The organism is Aeromonas sp. 2MA4, assembly GCF_029237305.1.
Classification (GTDB): domain Bacteria; phylum Pseudomonadota; class Gammaproteobacteria; order Enterobacterales; family Aeromonadaceae; genus Aeromonas; species Aeromonas salmonicida.
The window spans coordinates 161,441-176,561 of sequence record NZ_JAACFY010000002.1; the positions used below are offsets into that span (position 1 = coordinate 161,441).

Annotated in this window: 16 protein-coding genes; 2 read left to right on the forward strand and 14 right to left on the reverse strand. The window is 63.3% G+C overall.

The features are described 5' to 3' along the window. Positions 1-61: 61 nt before the first annotated feature. Together GWQ31_RS03300 and rihA are read right to left on the reverse strand one after the other, a co-directional pair. Positions 62-532: a hypothetical protein gene (locus tag GWQ31_RS03300; RefSeq protein WP_021137959.1), complete on the reverse strand. Its 471-nt coding sequence runs from the start codon at positions 530-532 to the stop codon at positions 62-64. A gap of 33 nt (positions 533-565) precedes the next feature. After that, positions 566-1,501 carry a pyrimidine-specific ribonucleoside hydrolase RihA gene (gene rihA / locus GWQ31_RS03305; protein WP_275908623.1) on the reverse strand — a complete coding sequence of 312 codons (936 nt, stop codon included), beginning with the start codon at positions 1,499-1,501 and terminating at the stop codon, positions 566-568. A gap of 208 nt (positions 1,502-1,709) precedes the next feature. On the opposite strand from rihA, the gene GWQ31_RS03310 reads away from it, so the two are divergent. Next, on the forward strand, positions 1,710-2,408 hold the full coding sequence (locus tag GWQ31_RS03310; protein WP_275908701.1) for an RluA family pseudouridine synthase: 699 nt from the start codon (positions 1,710-1,712) through the stop codon (positions 2,406-2,408). A gap of 138 nt (positions 2,409-2,546) precedes the next feature. On the opposite strand, the gene udp is transcribed toward GWQ31_RS03310, so the two are convergent. Further along, positions 2,547-3,302: a uridine phosphorylase gene (gene udp / locus GWQ31_RS03315; RefSeq protein ID WP_005312923.1), complete on the reverse strand. Its 756-nt coding sequence runs from the start codon at positions 3,300-3,302 to the stop codon at positions 2,547-2,549. 392 nt (positions 3,303-3,694) lie between these two features. On the opposite strand from udp, the gene yiaY reads away from it, so the two are divergent. Beyond that, entirely contained in the window at positions 3,695-4,846 is a 1,152-nt protein-coding gene (gene yiaY, locus GWQ31_RS03320) for an L-threonine dehydrogenase (RefSeq protein ID WP_275908624.1), read from the forward strand. Positions 4,847-4,899: 53 nt separating this feature from the next. Here the strand turns inward: yiaY and GWQ31_RS03325 are convergent, their stop codons facing one another. The 11 genes from GWQ31_RS03325 to cpaB are packed head-to-tail and all read right to left on the reverse strand — an operon-like array spanning position 4,900 to position 15,120. Then, positions 4,900-6,282 carry a VWA domain-containing protein gene (locus tag GWQ31_RS03325; protein WP_275908625.1) on the reverse strand — a complete coding sequence of 461 codons (1,383 nt, stop codon included), beginning with the start codon at positions 6,280-6,282 and terminating at the stop codon, positions 4,900-4,902. After that, entirely contained in the window at positions 6,283-6,795 is a 513-nt protein-coding gene (locus GWQ31_RS03330) for a pilus assembly protein FlpK (RefSeq protein ID WP_275908626.1), read from the reverse strand. Beyond that, the gene (locus GWQ31_RS03335; protein ID WP_005312887.1) at positions 6,792-7,265 is read right to left on the reverse strand and encodes a TadE/TadG family type IV pilus assembly protein; all 474 of its coding nucleotides are present in this window, start codon (positions 7,263-7,265) and stop codon (positions 6,792-6,794) included. The genes GWQ31_RS03330 and GWQ31_RS03335 overlap by 4 nt, the downstream gene beginning before the upstream one ends. Beyond that, positions 7,262-8,026, reverse strand: a complete 765-nt coding sequence (locus tag GWQ31_RS03340) for a tetratricopeptide repeat protein (protein WP_275908627.1) — start codon at positions 8,024-8,026, stop codon at positions 7,262-7,264. The genes GWQ31_RS03335 and GWQ31_RS03340 overlap by 4 nt, the downstream gene beginning before the upstream one ends. 19 nt (positions 8,027-8,045) lie before the next feature. Continuing rightward, complete coding sequence (flpH, locus tag GWQ31_RS03345) at positions 8,046-8,930, reverse strand: Flp fimbrial biogenesis protein FlpH (RefSeq protein ID WP_087756076.1); 885 nt, start codon at positions 8,928-8,930, stop codon at positions 8,046-8,048. Positions 8,931-8,933: 3 nt separating this feature from the next. Continuing rightward, positions 8,934-9,815 (reverse strand): type II secretion system F family protein, encoded by an 882-nt coding sequence (locus GWQ31_RS03350; RefSeq protein ID WP_275908628.1) that lies wholly within the window; start codon positions 9,813-9,815, stop codon positions 8,934-8,936. Beyond that, positions 9,812-11,125 (reverse strand): CpaF family protein, encoded by a 1,314-nt coding sequence (locus GWQ31_RS03355; RefSeq protein WP_275908629.1) that lies wholly within the window; start codon positions 11,123-11,125, stop codon positions 9,812-9,814. The genes GWQ31_RS03350 and GWQ31_RS03355 overlap by 4 nt, the downstream gene beginning before the upstream one ends. Next, positions 11,125-12,249 carry a P-loop NTPase gene (locus GWQ31_RS03360; RefSeq protein WP_275908630.1) on the reverse strand — a complete coding sequence of 375 codons (1,125 nt, stop codon included), beginning with the start codon at positions 12,247-12,249 and terminating at the stop codon, positions 11,125-11,127. The genes GWQ31_RS03355 and GWQ31_RS03360 overlap by 1 nt, the downstream gene beginning before the upstream one ends. A 3-nt stretch (positions 12,250-12,252) precedes the next feature. Further along, positions 12,253-12,801: a pilus assembly protein FlpD gene (locus tag GWQ31_RS03365; protein WP_159165922.1), complete on the reverse strand. Its 549-nt coding sequence runs from the start codon at positions 12,799-12,801 to the stop codon at positions 12,253-12,255. 11 nt (positions 12,802-12,812) lie between these two features. Then, positions 12,813-14,210 carry a type 4 pilus assembly secretin FlpC gene (gene flpC, locus GWQ31_RS03370; RefSeq protein ID WP_275908631.1) on the reverse strand — a complete coding sequence of 466 codons (1,398 nt, stop codon included), beginning with the start codon at positions 14,208-14,210 and terminating at the stop codon, positions 12,813-12,815. Between the two features lie 19 nt (positions 14,211-14,229). After that, positions 14,230-15,120 carry a Flp pilus assembly protein CpaB gene (gene cpaB / locus GWQ31_RS03375; RefSeq protein WP_275908632.1) on the reverse strand — a complete coding sequence of 297 codons (891 nt, stop codon included), beginning with the start codon at positions 15,118-15,120 and terminating at the stop codon, positions 14,230-14,232. Position 15,121 lies beyond the last annotated feature (1 nt).

Consider the following 15,121-nt stretch of genomic DNA (forward strand, 5'->3'; position numbering starts at 1 on the left):
GCAAGGCTGGCCTCTTTTTATATTGCCCGGGCAGACACAGGTCTCGGCACGCGGAAACGACTTACTCCGGGAAGGGCTCTTCCGGCAGCGGTTCCTGGGTCTCAGCCTGGGTGCAGTCGATGATGGAACGCTTGGGGTTGTTGGGGTCGCGCAGCAGCAAGGGGGCCAATCCCTCATTGTGCTTCTGCTCGTCGGCAAACTCGCTGCCATAGGCATTGTGGGTCAGCCTGCGTGCATTGGCGATGGGGGTATCCACAAACAGGGCGTGCACTTCGAAAGTGGACGAGGGGATGAGAAAGCCACTGATGGGCAGACCATGCAACTCTTCATGGGTCTTGTACCAGGCAAACCCGTCCGTCACCTTGTAGGGGGTGAAGTGCTTGAGCTGAGGGTGGGCCGGCTCGCCGGTCTCGCTGTCGAGGTAGAGATGGTCGAGATCGCAGGTCGCCAACCCCTGCCACATGGATTCGAACGGCGTGGAGCAGGCCGTCAATTGCAACCCGGCCAGCAGTGCCAGCGACGCTTTGTACATTTCCCGTCCCTTCTCTCAATAGTGCAATGGCCGTCAGCCAAAAAACCGCAGTCGCTCGACCAGCAAGTCGATAAAACCCGGGCGATCCAGTCCCAGCAACACCAGCGCATTGGCCGGTTTTCCGGTGAGCTGATAGCGATCCACCACCGTCATCCCTGTGGTATGCAACCCCCGGGTCTCGATATCGACCCGGCACTCGACCCCGTGAAACAGACCGGGAGCCAGCAACCAGGCAATGGTACAGGGGTCGTGCAACGGCGCACCAGCAAATCCCCACTTGGGATCCCTATGGTAGATCATGAAAAAGTCGAGCAGGCCGGCCACGCAACGGGCCACCGGATTGGCAATGGCGCGCACCCGCGCTATGTCCTCGTCCATCACCTGCGCCTCGTGGGTCACATCGAGGCCACACATTGTGATGGGAATACCTGACTTGAAGACCATATCGGCTGCTTCAGGGTCCACATAAATGTTGAATTCCGCCGCTGGCGTCCAGTTGCCCGCCCCCGCGGCGCCGCCCATCAGCACGATACGGGCGATGTTGGGCTTGAGTTCGGGGTGTGCCGCCAGCAGCAGGGCGATATTGGTGAGCGGCCCGGTCGGCACCAGGGTCACGGGCTCCGGGCTCTCGCGCAGGCATTTGGCCATCAATTCGAGGCCCGTCATGGCCTGGGGCGCAAAGGCGGGATCCGGCAATGTGGGGCCATCGAGGCCCGACTCGCCGTGGACGTTGTCGGCGATGATAAGCTCGCGGGCCAGTGGTTTGGGCGCCCCTGCCGCCACCGGAATGTCGTCACGGCCGAGCAGGGTGAGAATGCGCAGGGCATTGTTGAGGGTCTTCTCCTGTGTCTGATTGCCAGCACTGGTGGTGACCGCCAACACCTTGAGTTCGGGACTCGCCAGCGCCAGTATGAGGGCGATGGCATCATCGTGGCCGGGATCACAATCGAGAATAACGGGCAACGCCATGGACAGACTCCTTGCAACATGACAGGGAACCATACCTTAACAACCCCTGACGAGATTAACTCGGGAGGGAGTCACAAAACGGACTCAGCCCATCTTATCAAGCAGTTGCTGTCAAACTCGCCGTAATGGACGTCATCGGCTCACCCTCGATTCGCCCCGCGCAGCCGGTTCGAGTATGATCACCCCCCGTTTTCTACCCGTGCGCCCTATGTCCGTCATCGTCGATACCTTTATCGCCCCGCCCTGCGAGGCTGCCATCGAAATCCTGTTTGAAGATGAGCACCTGCTGCTGATGAACAAGCCGAGCGGCCTGCTCAGTCTGTCGGGCAAGAACCCGCAGAACCTTGACTCGGGCCACTACCGGCTGGTGCAAGATTATCCCGGCTGCACCCTGGTGCACCGCCTCGATTTTGGCACTTCCGGCATCATGGTGGTGGCCAGAAACAAGGCCATCAACGCCCTGCTCTGCCAGCAATTCAGCCAGCGGGCGGTGAGCAAGGCCTACAGCGCCCTGCTGTGCGGCCACCTTGCTGACGACGAAGGGCTTATCGATGCCCCCATCGCCAAGGATCCGGCCCTCTTTCCGCTGATGAAGATCTGCGCCGCTAGCGGCAAACCTGCTCGCTCCCGCTATGAGGTGGAAGATCGCCTCTGTCGTGAAAGCGAACATGGGGAAACCCAGCTACTGACTCGGGTCAGACTGGTACCGGAGACCGGCCGTACTCATCAACTGCGGATCCACTGCCAGCTTCTGGGTCACCCCATCCTCGGCTGCGATCTCTACGGCGGTCTTGTACTGCCAGGTACTGAGCTGACGCCACGGCTGATGCTGCATGCCAGCGAGCTGGATTTGGTGCATCCGGTGAGCGGTGAGCCGATGCAGATCCGCTGTGCTGCGCCTTTTTAGGGGCAATGAGTAGAGGCCGTAAGCGCGAGTGTGGCGGGATCAGTGAAAGGCGTGACGGGAGAGGAAAGGTGCGAACGACAGATAAAAGATAGGGGCCGCGCTTTCGCAACGGCCCCCACCCCCCACTCGGTGTGGCTATCAGATCAGCTTGCGGGCGGCGCCCAGCACGATCTTGATGGCATCAGATTCGGTTCTCGCCATGGTTTCGGCGTTCGGGATTTCCTGCTGGGTACGGTTGACGATAACACCAGCCACCATACCGGCACGCAGGCCCTGGCTGGTGCACATGGTCAGCAGGGTGGCAGATTCCATCTCATAGTTCAGCACGCCCATGGCTTGCCATTCTTTCATGGAACCCTGGAAACGGCTCACGACGCGGCCGGATACGGTGTCGTAACGCTCCTGACCCGGGTAGAAGGTATCGGAAGAAGCAGTCACACCGATGTGCAGCTTGGAGCCCATCTCTTTGGCAGTGTTGACCAGTGCCGTGGTGCAGTCGAAGTCGGCAACAGCCGGGAACTCCATGGGTGCAAAGTGCAGGCTGGCACCGTCAAGGCGCACGGAACCGGTAGTCACGATCACATCGCCCACGTTCAGGTGCGGCTGGATGGCGCCTGTGGTGCCGATACGCAGGAAAGTATTGATACCCAGCTGGGCCAGCTCTTCTACCGCGATGGAGGTGGACGGGCCACCGATACCGGTAGAGCAGATGATCACGGCCTTGCCGTCCATCTCGCCGCGCCAGGTAGTGAATTCACGATGGCTGGCCAGGTGCACCGGGTTATCCAACAGCTCTGCGATGCGCTTGACGCGCTCGGGGTCACCGGGGACGATCGCCAGGGTGGCGCCTTGCAGATCAGCTTTCTTCAAACCCAAGTGAAAAACATCAGACATAGTGGACTCCTGGTTGCTCCCGGCCGACATGGTCAGGGCGCAAGTTAAGATGATTCTTGATGGTACTTTCAAACCTTCACTCCCCTCTCTGGGGAGGCGCCAACTATGGTCGAAAGCGCTTTCCAATTCCTTGAAGCACCTCACACTTCCACGCATTGAAAGTGACAAATTCAGAGCAAAACGTTTGCTAACTTGATGAATTTCTTGAAAAACGTTTTTCTGCCAAGAAAGGGGCAAGCGGCCTTGTCAATCCCTGTCTCGCCCCGGTTTATCGGTACGTGATCGAGTCCATAAAGTTGCAAACAGGATACCATTGACCCCTTCTCATCCCCACTGACGATGCTATTTTGACGTCCGCATACCACTTAATGGCTAATCATACGGAGTCCATCATGGCGACATTCAAGTTCTATATTCCCGCAATCAACCTGATGGGAGCGGGCTGTCTGCAAGAGGCAGCGGCCGATATCAAGGGTTATGGCTATCGCAAGGCGCTGATTGTCACCGATCGTGTCCTCAACCAGATAGGCGTGGTCGCCAAGCTCACCACCCTCTTGGCGGAACATGGCATTGAGAGCGTGGTTTTCGATGAAACCAAGCCAAACCCCACCATGACCAACGTCGAAGCGGGTCTGACCATGATCAAGGCCAACGGCTGCGACTGCATCATCTCGCTGGGGGGCGGCTCACCCCATGACTGCGCCAAGGGCATCGCCCTGGTGGCCGCCAACGGTGGCAGCATCCAGGACTACGAAGGGGTGGATCGCTCCGCCAAACCGCAGCTGCCGCTCATCGCCATCAACACCACAGCCGGCACTGCCTCCGAGATGACCCGTTTTTGCATCATCACCGACGAGGCGCGCCAGGTGAAGATGGCCATCATCGACAAGCACGTCACCCCGCTGATGTCGGTCAACGATCCCGAGCTGATGCTGGCCAAGCCGGCCGGCCTCACCGCCGCCACCGGCATGGATGCCCTGACCCACGCCATCGAGGCCTATGTCTCCACCATCGCCACCCCTGTGACCGATGCCAGCGCCATCATGGCGATCCAGCTCATCGCCAAACACCTGCGCACCGCGGTCAATCAGGGCGGCGATCTGCACGCCCGCGAGCAGATGGCCTATGCCCAGTTCCTGGCCGGCATGGCGTTCAACAACGCAAGCCTGGGTTATGTGCACGCCATGGCGCACCAGCTGGGGGGCTTTTATGACCTGCCCCACGGGGTCTGCAACGCCGTGCTGCTACCCCACGTTCAGGCATACAACGCCCAGGTGAGTGCCGCCCGTCTGAAAGAGGTGGCGCGCTACATGGGTGTTGACGTCAGCACCATGAACGATGAACAGGGCGCTGCGGCGGCGATTGCCGCCATCAAGCAGCTGGCGCTGGACGTGAAGATCCCGGCCGGTCTGGAGCAGCTCGGCGTCAAGGCCGATGATTTCGACGTGCTGGCCAGCAACGCCCTGAAAGATGCCTGCGGCTTCACCAACCCGAAACAGGCGAGCCACGAAGAGATAGTCGCCATCTTCCGCGCCGCCATGTAAACCGCATTGCCAACGGATAGGAAAAGGGGCCTGATCTGGCCCCTCTTTTCACACTATTTCGTCAGCACCACATCGTTGATGGCGCTGGCCAATCGGGTCAGCACGGTGCGAATGTTGCCACTGGTCGCCTTGTAGGCCTGCGAACGGTCGCTGGCACACTGCGCCACGAAGCGGGCATCTCCCTCGAATGCCACCGTATAGACCTGGATCCCCTTGCGTTTCATCTCCCGGCAGAGCAGCAGTTGCTTGCGATCCCGCAGCGCCGCCTCGGGCCCCATGTGTTCGCCGTCCGAGAACAGCACCATGATTTTGCGGTTGTCCGCTTGTCCGTAAGGGCGCGGCAGTTCGGCTGCCCCCCGTCCCCAGCGCCCCTGCCACTGGGGTGACAACAGGCGCCAGCCCCACATCACGCCCTCAGCCGTATTGGTGTTGAAGGCGGCGTAGAGGGTATCGAGCGCCTGGCGGTACTCGGCCCGGGTCGACAGATGCGCCTGAATGGGGCTCACCCCACAGTCGGCATCATCGAAGATGCCGAGCTTGTCACGCCGGTTCTCCAGGTAACGCTCCAGGGGGTTCTCCCTCGGGGCGAATGCCCGCAGGGGAGTGCCATCTTCATACTGCTTGATGGCTGGCGGCTTGGTGCTGTAGTGCAACCTGGGTTGCGTCTCGCCAACGGGAGCCTGCTCCAGCTTGCGGATCCAGCCCGGGGTGAGTTCCGCCAGCCGGTCTATGCCGTCCACATGCTCAGGCAGGCGGGCACAGAAGGCCTTGCGCTGGCGCCCCGGTACGTCACGGGTCAGCAAATTGCTCCAGCCTCGCTCATGGGCCAGCGTCTGCAACCCGAAGGGAAATGCCAGGCTCTCTGGATGAAACAGTTCAGGATGATCCCCGATATTGACCAGTCCGGTGGCGGGGATGATGCTGACAACCCTGTCCTGATTGCGCCGCTCGCGGCCAAACAGCACCTCGCCAAACTCTGTCAGCCCCTGCTTGATCGCTTTCATCGGCGCCCCGGACATGGAGTTGGACACATCCAGCACCAGGGCAATCTCAATACGGGTACGGGCACTGCTGGCACGGGCCGCCGCCGCCACCGGCATGTCACCCCCTTCGCCAATGGCCGAGAGATCCATCAGTGCGGGTACATGCCCCTGCAGAATAACCCGGGATCCCTGTTCGCTCTGGCTCAATCCGGGGGGGGCCACCTGCAAGGGGCGGCCCGCCAGATTGGCCTGCACCAGAGCAACGGCATCCTCAGCGGCAGTGTCACTGTCGGCGGCAGAGTAAAGCACCGCATCGGCGGCGGCGCTGAGCAGACTCTGGCCGCTGTAGCCACGGACCAGTTCGATGACAACGCCGGTCAGCGCCAGCACGCCTGTCAACATAAGGGCAAAGGCGGGAGAGAGCCCGCCCCCCTGGCGCAAGGGCAGTCCCATTCAATGGATCTCCTGAATAAAGTGGGTGACCAGGGTGCGGCCCGCCCAGAACCGGCTGAACATGCCGCCCTCCCCCTGCCCGAGGCGATAGCAGAGGGTCACCCGCATCAAGGTGCCCACCCGCAATTGCGGCCAGTTGCCCTGGCCGGCGCAGCCAGTGCCCTGCAGCAGGGGAACCAGTTCGCCATTGGCGCTGTTGTACTGCTCTATGGTCAGGGCGGCCTGTCCCTCTTGCAGAGCGGACAACTGGCCCTGCACGAAGCGCTGATAGAAGGCCAGCTGCGACACGGCGGCGGCGTTTTGCCCCGTCCCCTGCTGGGTCACTATCTGGGTCACGTTGTAGGCCACATTGTGCAGGCGTTGCTCGAGGCGCAGCAGTTGCAGTGCCTCGCTGCCAAAACTGAGCAGGGCCAGCAAGACGGGAATCAACATCATCGCCTCTATGCTGATGCTGCCCCCCATGGTGCCAGGACCCGACGCCGGGAGCCGATGGCGACATGCGCAGCGACTCATCCTGCCCCTCCGGCCGGCAGCCGGTCGGTGAGCAGCAAGAGGGTGCTCTGATAGCTGAGCTCGCGATCGTCAATCAGCCAGCTCGGGGTGAGCTGTAGACGGGGGCGGACCCTGGCCGTCACCTCCAGCACGGGATCCGCAGGCAGGCGGATCTCGCTGGCAGGATCCGGGCTCCCCTCCTCCTGGCCCAGCATGACCTCCAGCGACACATGGGGGATGACGCTCACCGTCACGCCATCCAGCTCCCCTCGTCCCCGTTGTTGCAAGCGAAGGCGTATCCCGTCAGCCGACGGGATCCGCCCTGCCGCAGATTCGGCCTGCAGCTCACGGAGCACGGATCGCAAGCCATGCTCCAGGGTGCTGTATTGCAGATGCACCCGCAGCACATCCACCACCAGCAACAGCAGTGCCAGCAGCAGCGGCAAGATGATCACCAGCTCTATGCTGGCCACACCGAGCTCGCGTCTCACGCCCCCGTCCCCCGTCCCAGTTGCGCCTTGAGCAGCCTGATGTCGTGCTCCAGCTGGCTGGCGCTAAGAAAACGCGACAGTATGAGGCGAGCCTGGGGTTCATTGCCCTCCGCCAGCAGCAGCAGGACATAATTCATCTCCACCCTGGGGGGCAGGTTCTGGTAGTGCAGCAGCGGCTCGAATGCCTGACGGGCAGCCACCTTGTTGCCCTCCATCAGCCAGCCCAGCGCCAGGTTGACGCGATAATCCGGTTCGTCGGGGGCCGCCGCCACCGCCACTTCAAACTGCTGGCGTCCCTTGCCAAAGGCCCCCTGCTGCAAGCTGGCCACCCCCAGGCCATTGCTGAGTCGCGCGCGCTCGTCCCGGTTCAGTCCGGCCAGCGCCAGTCCCTGCTGATAGGCCAGTGCAGCCTCGGCGCTCAGACCATCATCCAGCAGAAACTTGCCAAGATAGTGAGCGGCCTGAGCCCCCTGCTTGCCCCCCTTGTCCAGCAACTGCTGCAAGCCATCACGCGCCGCCTGCTTCTTGTCTTGCTGATAACGGGTACGGGCCAGCATCAACTGCGCCTCCTCCAGGGTGGCATCGTCAGCCAGCAAGGCCTGATAGAGCCGCTCTGCCTTGTCATACTGGGCAGAATCGAACGCCGCCTTGGCCACCGCCATGCCATTGCTCTGGCTTTGCTGGCGGGTATTGCCGTGGTTGCTGCACGCTGCCAGCCCGAGCAGGGCCAGCAACAACAAGCAATTAAGTCGTGATCGCATTTCAAATCCTGTGGCCCGCTCAGCGCAGGCTGTTGATCAACAAATTGAGGGTAGGAGCAATGATCAGCACCAGCATGGGCAGCATGATGAGCGCCATCTGGATGAGGGTGATCTTGCCCGGCAAGGAGCCTGCCTGCTCCTCCAGCGCCAGCCGCCGCATCTGGCGGGCCTCCTGACTGATGGTGCGCATTGTCTCGGCCAGCGGCGAGCCGTACTGCTGGGCCATCTGCAAGGTGTTGGCGAGCCTGTCCAGCTCGGGCAAACCGGTGCGCCAGGCGAGCCGCGCCAGACAACTTGCCTGATCGCCGCGCATCTGGATCTCCGCATGGGTGCGCAGGAACTGGCGGGCCAGGCCCGGCTCCAGCGCCCCCAGATAGTGGCCCACCCGCAGCAGCGCCCGATCCAGCGCCAGCCCGGCCTCGACGCTGATCACCAGCAGGTCGATGGCATCTGGCACCACCTTCTGCTGTGCACTCTTCACCTTGCGGGCACGCCACTGCAGCCAGCGCTCGGGTACACCGGCCCCCACCACATAGGCCACCAGCACCCACATCAGAGTGAAACCGTCGGCGGGTGCCGCCAGCAGACGCCACAACAAGGCCGCCAGTGCCCCTCCCAGCCCACCCAATAACTTGGCCGCCCTGAGCCGGTCAAAGCCATGGCGGGAGAAGATCCCCGCCTGCGCCAGCAGTTGCTGCAAGCGGGCCTGCTCCCGGGCGCCGACCGGGTAACCGCGACCGCACCAGGCCAGCCAGTCCCGCGCCGCATCCCTGCGTTGACGGACAGGGCCATAGCGGTGGCTCTGGGCCTGCCACTGCTGTTGTTGCCGGTAACCGTGCCAGCCAACGACCGCCGCCGACGCGAGACAGGCCAGCGCCAATCCGAAAAGTTGCATGACAGTCATGAGCTACCCCTGCAGGCGTGTGAGGCGACGGATAAGCCAGAGCCCGACCGCCACGCTGATGGAGACATATCCCAATACCCACTGGCCGCTGGCCGTGGTCATCAGGTAGGTGAAGTGCTCCCGCCCGGTCGTGAACAGCACCAGCAAGATGATGACGGGGAGCGCTGCCAGCACCTTGGCGGCATTGCGACTCTCGGCCGTGATGGTCTGGATGCTGGCCGCCAGGGTCTGGCGGGCACGCAGTGTCTCCACCAGTTGCGCCAGCACCTCCGAGAGGCGGCCGCCCGTTTCCTGTTGCAGGCTGAGCACTATGGTCAAAAACTGAAACTCGGCCACCGCGACCCGGCTCGCCGCCTGCTGCATCACCTGCGCCACCGGCTGACCTACCTGCAACTCGTCATGCATCTGACCAAACAACCGGGCCATCAGACCGCGCTGCTGACAGGCCACCAGCTTGAAGATATCCGCCAATGGCGCCCCGACCCGCAGCGCCCGTATCATGCCGTCAATCACCTCGGGCAACCGGGTACGAAACCGCTCCAGCGCTCGCTGTTGCAGTTGCTGATAGACCACCAGCCCGAGGGAAAGAGCCCCGCCCACCGCCAGCAGCAGTGCCAGCCAGAACGGCATGCCATTGGCCACCAGCAAGACGCAGGCAAGGGCCGCCCCCGCCGGGCCCTGCCAGGTCCAGCGGGTCAGCTGATCCTGGCCCACCATGGTCACCATCTGCTGATACCAGTGGGGCAGAGGCCGTGCCCCCTTGTGTTGCGCGGGCTGGCAATAGCGTTGGCACTGCTGCTGCCAGGCGTCGCGTCGGCTCTGCCATTGCCAGAGCAGCAGGCAGGCCAGTCCCCAGCCCAGACACACCAGAATGAGCGTGCTCATGACACCGGCTCCCCGGCACCCGCCATGCACTCATGCAGCTCGGTCAGCAAACCCGCCTGACGGGCTTTCTCCTCGACTCCGGCCGAGAGGGGATGGGCAATGAAGCGCCCCTGCAGCTTGCCGTGCAGCTCGGATTCCAGCACGAAGCGAAACAGCGGCTGCATCCTGATCTGGCTCCCTTCCAGCGAGGTAACTTCACTGATGGCGGTAATGCGGCGCTGACCGTCACGCATCCGCTCCAGTTGCACCACCAGATCCACTGCGCTGGCGATCTGGGCCTGGATGATCTGATCGGAGAGCCGTTCAGCCCCCATTTGCAACATGTTGGTCAGCCGCAACAGGGCATCTTCAGGGGTGTTGGCATGCAGGGTGCAGAGGGAGCCGTCATGGCCGGTGTTCATCGCCTGCAACATGTCGAACGCCTCGGCGCCGCGCACCTCCCCCAGAATGATGCGATCCGGCCGCATCCGCAGGGCGTTGCGCACCAGGGCGCGTACGCTCACCTCTCCCTTGCCCTCGGCACTCTCGTTGCGGGTCTCCAGCGGCACCCAGTGGGGCTGTTCGAGGGAGAGCTCGGCGGCATCCTCTATGGTGATGATCCGCTCGTCGTCGTTGATGTGCTTGCTCAGGGCGTTGAGCAAGGTGGTCTTGCCCGACCCCGTTCCCCCCGAGATAAGCACATTGAAGCGGCTGCGCGCCGCCAGCCCCAAAAAGCGGGCCATGACATCGGACAGGGCCCCCTTCTCCACCAGATGGGTCAGGGTCAGGCGGCTACTCGGGAATTTGCGGATGGAGATGGTGGTGCCACACAGGGCGATGGGCGGCGCAATGACGTTGACCCGGCTGCCATCGGCCAGTCGGGCATCCACCATGGGGGTGGACTCATCCACCCGCCGCCCCACCGCATTGACGATCCGCTGCGCCACGTTGAACACATGCTGGCGGTCGCGAAAGCGCACTCCGGAGAGGGTCAACTTGCCGTGTCGCTCCACATAGACCTTGTCCGGGCCATTGACCAGAATGTCCGAGACTTCGGGGTCATCGAGCAGGGGTTGCAGCGGCCCCACGCCCACCATCTCGTCCACCAGCTGACGGGCAAGCAGGGTCAGCTCCTGACGGTTATAGGGCAACATGCGGCGGGTCGAGAGCTGCGCGAGGGCACGGGTGACCCGCTCCAGCAGCGCGGCGCGCGGCAAGGTGGCGGCCACCGAGGGTTCAACCAGCTCGTAGAAGGCCTCCCGCGCGGCATCAGACAGGGTGAGCAGCGCCCCTGGCACCGACGGCAGTCGGCTGTTGGCTTGTCCGAACATCAGCGCCGCCCTCGCCCTGTGACCTGAGCCCCCACCAGCTCACCCGCCAGCAAGGTCAGGGCGCGAGCCAGTTTGCTCTTTTGCTGGATGAGTGGCTGCCCGGCACGCTCGGCGCGCACAAAGGCGCCGTGATCATAGGGCAGCACGGCGGCGTGGGGCTGACCACAGACGCGCTCCAGCTCCTGCGCCGGCACCCGCCCCTCCTTGCCACGGCAGTGGTTGCCCACCAGCAGGCGGCGTTGGGCCGGCCCGCCTTGCGGGCATTGCCCCAGCAGCCGCAGTGCCCCCAGACTGAAATCGTGCAGCCAGAGCACTACGTCCGCCTCTTGCAGCAAGGCACGCAGCCCATGGGTGCGCAGATCCGGCACATCGATAATGAGGGTGCTGTAGTGCTCCGCCATCACGTTGACCGCCGCCACCAGTTGCTCGGCACCGAGCACCAGCTCCTGCCCCTCGTCATAGAAGAGGAAGAGCCTTGGCCCAAGCTGATGGGCAGTGTGGGCCAGCAGGGTGCCATCGAGCCGATCGGTAGCCTGCCACCACTGTTCACCGGGCGGGGCATAGTCGCTGCCCAGCAAAATAGGGTGACGGCTGTGACGAAGGTTGAGATCCAGCAACGCAACCTGACGGTGATGCTGGTCGGCTAACGCCATGGCCAGATTGGCAGCCACAGTGCTGGTGCCCACGCCACCGGCGGCGCCGACCACGCAGATCACCCGCCCCTTGCGCAATGAGGTCACCAGCGGCACCCCCAGCAGACGCAGCAGGCCGGTACGCAGGGCATCGGGATCCAGCGGCGCCGGATAGTAATCATCCACTCCCACCGAAATAAGCCAGCGGAACAGGGTCACGTCCCCCCTCTCCCCCAGCAGGACCAGCCGCATCTGGGGCGGGCAGCACTCGGCAAGGGCGGCCAGATCGGCCGCCAGCGTCTGTGGATTTTCCACCTCCACCAGCAGGATATCGGGGGCCCCTTGCGCCAGGCAGTAGGCCCTGGCCTCGGCCAGGGAGCCCGGGATCTGTCGGGCTTCGACCTCGGCCAGCTGGGCCAGCACCAGGCCGACCCCGGCATGCAGGGCCGGCTGGCGGGTGACAGCCACCAGTTGTTTGGCTTGTTCACTCATGCACTACTCCCCTGTCGTCTGCTGTTTCTTGGCCGACTTGGCCTTGCCCTGATAGAGGCGCTGCACGGCACCGGCATCGAGGGCGCTGCCACTGCCGTCATAGCGGGCGCCGCGGGCCCAGTGCTCCCCATGACTCTGGGCGCGATACTGGTTGCGCAGTACCAGACAAGCGCCGGGCGATGCCAAAGATACGCCTCTGGCATAGCGGCAGGTGTCGGATTGCAAGGTGGCGTCAAGCTCGACCTCATACGCTTGCCGGGTCGCCGGGATGAAGGTGAGGCGGGTCTCCAGCGCCAGCCACTGGGCCAACTGCTGGCGCAGAGCTTCCGGAGTTGGCTCCCGGCTACCGGGTTGCGGGCCCGTGATCGTCAGGTGCAGGGATCCTGCCTCCAGCCGGTTGGCCAGCGGGGCCAGTTGCCATTGCAGCTGTTGTTGCAGTTGCGACGGGGCAACCCGGAACTGCAGCTGATCCTTGAGGGTGGCGGCAGGGGGTTGGGTGGTGCAGGCCATCAGCGGTAACGCCAGGGCCAGCAACAGTGTCTCTCTTAACATGGTCACTTCCCTCAGTAGCTGTAGCCGTAGTTGCCAAACAGGCGAGTCGCTTGCGCACCAGGTCGCTCGGTTGACCCCATGTCGGTGAAGAACAGCCGCTCGAACCGGCTCGGCGCCCGATAGTGATCCAGCGGCGTCGACAGGGAGAGGGGATCGCTGGTGGGCTGCACCAGGCGGGCGGTGGCGATGATCACCAGTTCGCTCTCCTGGTTCTTGAAGCTGTTGCTGCCAAAGAAGGGGGCCAGCCCGGGGATCTCGCCGAGGAAGGGCAAGGCCTCGTTGCTCTGGTTGCGATGAGTACGCACCAGGCCCGCCAGGGCGAAGCTCTGGCCATCCGCCAGCTCTATGGTGGTGGTGGTGCGACGGGTTTCTATGCCCGGCACCACGACCCCGGCGATGGAGACGCTGTTCTCGCGGCTCAAGGTCGACACTTCGGGTGAAACCGTCAGGCTGATGCGGTTGTTGTCGAGCAAGGTGGGAGTCAGCTCCAGCGAGATGCCGAACTTCTTGAATTCGATCTCGGGCCCGTTATCCCCATTGCCCACCGGGAAGGGGAACTCACCACCGGACATGAAGGTGGCGGCCTCACCGGATTTGGCCGTCAGGTTAGGCTCGGCCAGCACATTGACCAGGCTGTTCTCCACCAGTGCATCTATGATGGCGTTGATGTAGACCACATCCTTCTTGCCGCCCCAACTGCCCCGCTCGGCGGGGTTGGGGAAACGGTTGCCCGGCGAGACACCCAGCTGCAAGTACTCCCCCATGGCGCTCCAGCGCAATCCCAGTTGTTCACTGGTGGTGCGCTGCATCTCGACGATGCGCACCGATATGTTGATCTGATCCGAGCCCGCCAGACGCAACTGGTTGATGACGTTCGCATATTGCCCGCTGCCACCACCGGCGACCGCCGCCCCCTCATCCTGATTACCGCTCTGAGGCTGAGCGGGGGCGACTGGGCCAGAGGGAACTCCCTGAGGCTGAATGCCTTTGGCGAACGCCTCCACCATGGCCAGGATCTCGTGGGCTTGCAGCGGACTGGTTACCTCCCCCGCCACCACTATGGCGCCGCCAGACTCGCTGAAGGTGAGTCGGCTCTGGGGAAAGTGCTGCCTGGCCAGCTGCTTGAGGGGGGCAAGATCCGCCACCACCTGCACCCGGTAGTGACCCAGGGTGCGGCCATCCTGCGCGGTGACCACCAGATCGGTGCGGCCAACCTTGCGACCATAGATCAGCAATTGCTGATCAGAGGGGCTGTGTACCCGCACCAACTCCGAGTTGGCGACGAAGGCATCCAGCACGGGTTCATCGAAATTGAGCAGGGTGGACTGCTCGGGGGTGAGAGTCAGGCTCTCTGCCGCCACTGCCCATAACGGCAGCAGGGCGAGCACCATGGCGAATGTTCGCAACATCGTGTCCTTTCTGGGTTGATTAAGGTTGGCGGTTACGGTCGTTGCCGTCGCCATAACTGATCCGGACTCCGTGACCCGGAATGGCCCTCGGGTTCTGGCCACTGGCCACCTGCTCGGCCCATATCAGGCTCCCTTCAGGCAGGGCAACAGCCTCGCTGCCCGCAGGGGCACCCTGGGCCGAGCGCAGTACCAGTGCCAGCTCTCCCAATCGATGGGCCAGCAGCAGACGGGCTGCCGCCCGCGGGGCCAGCTCGAAGGTCACAGCCACTTGATCGAAGTTGTCCTGCGCCGCCGCAGTGCCGTTGAGCGCGGCGATATCGGTCACCTGGGCATCGATGGCCAACAACTTGATGTCGATCAGAATGATCTCCGCCGACTGGTTGCTGGTCACCTCGGCCCCTTGCGCATTGTGCTGACGGGCATGCTTGCTGGTGAGGATCACATCCACCCGGTTGCCGGGCCGGATCAGGCCATGGCTGGCCGCCTCCCGCCCCAGCGCCAGGGTCACAGCCCGCATCCCCGGCGCCATCATGGCGGAGAGATAGTGGCTCTGCTCCGGGCGCACCAGATCATCAGACGAGACAATCTGCCCCGACTCCAGGGTACGGGTGACCAGACTTCCCTTGAGTGCCTTGGTATCGGTAAAGCCGAACAGGAAGAGCCCCGGCAGATTCATCTCCTCGGCGGCGGGCAGGGTTTGCCAGACCAGATCCTCGGGATGGATAAAGGAGCCGGCCTGTACCCTGTGGGCGGCCACCAGCACCTGGGCGACCCTGTCGGAAGCTGTCGATTCCGATGTCAGGTCTCGCGGTGGAACTGTCTTCTGCGGCGCCGGTTCAACCGGCCAGAAGGCAGCCAGCGTCGCCGCCAGCACCAGCAGTGCAGCGATAAGAGAGAGGAGTTTCTTCATA

What these genes read in the sequence shown, in the direction of transcription:
- GWQ31_RS03300 (WP_021137959.1), bottom strand. Translation starts at nt 532, where the DNA reads ATGTACAAAGCGTCGCTGGCACTGCTGGCCGGGTTGCAATTGACGGCC.
- rihA (WP_275908623.1), bottom strand. Translation starts at nt 1,501, where the DNA reads ATGGCGTTGCCCGTTATTCTCGATTGTGATCCCGGCCACGATGATGCC.
- GWQ31_RS03310 (WP_275908701.1), top strand. Translation starts at nt 1,710, where the DNA reads ATGTCCGTCATCGTCGATACCTTTATCGCCCCGCCCTGCGAGGCTGCC.
- udp (WP_005312923.1), bottom strand. Translation starts at nt 3,302, where the DNA reads ATGTCTGATGTTTTTCACTTGGGTTTGAAGAAAGCTGATCTGCAAGGC.
- yiaY (WP_275908624.1), top strand. Translation starts at nt 3,695, where the DNA reads ATGGCGACATTCAAGTTCTATATTCCCGCAATCAACCTGATGGGAGCG.
- GWQ31_RS03325 (WP_275908625.1), bottom strand. Translation starts at nt 6,282, where the DNA reads ATGGGACTGCCCTTGCGCCAGGGGGGCGGGCTCTCTCCCGCCTTTGCC.
- GWQ31_RS03330 (WP_275908626.1), bottom strand. Translation starts at nt 6,795, where the DNA reads ATGAGTCGCTGCGCATGTCGCCATCGGCTCCCGGCGTCGGGTCCTGGC.
- GWQ31_RS03340 (WP_275908627.1), bottom strand. Translation starts at nt 8,026, where the DNA reads ATGCGATCACGACTTAATTGCTTGTTGTTGCTGGCCCTGCTCGGGCTG.
- flpH (WP_087756076.1), bottom strand. Translation starts at nt 8,930, where the DNA reads ATGACTGTCATGCAACTTTTCGGATTGGCGCTGGCCTGTCTCGCGTCG.
- GWQ31_RS03350 (WP_275908628.1), bottom strand. Translation starts at nt 9,815, where the DNA reads ATGAGCACGCTCATTCTGGTGTGTCTGGGCTGGGGACTGGCCTGCCTG.
- GWQ31_RS03355 (WP_275908629.1), bottom strand. Translation starts at nt 11,125, where the DNA reads ATGTTCGGACAAGCCAACAGCCGACTGCCGTCGGTGCCAGGGGCGCTG.
- GWQ31_RS03360 (WP_275908630.1), bottom strand. Translation starts at nt 12,249, where the DNA reads ATGAGTGAACAAGCCAAACAACTGGTGGCTGTCACCCGCCAGCCGGCC.
- GWQ31_RS03365 (WP_159165922.1), bottom strand. Translation starts at nt 12,801, where the DNA reads ATGTTAAGAGAGACACTGTTGCTGGCCCTGGCGTTACCGCTGATGGCC.
- flpC (WP_275908631.1), bottom strand. Translation starts at nt 14,210, where the DNA reads ATGTTGCGAACATTCGCCATGGTGCTCGCCCTGCTGCCGTTATGGGCA.
- cpaB (WP_275908632.1), bottom strand. Translation starts at nt 15,120, where the DNA reads ATGAAGAAACTCCTCTCTCTTATCGCTGCACTGCTGGTGCTGGCGGCG.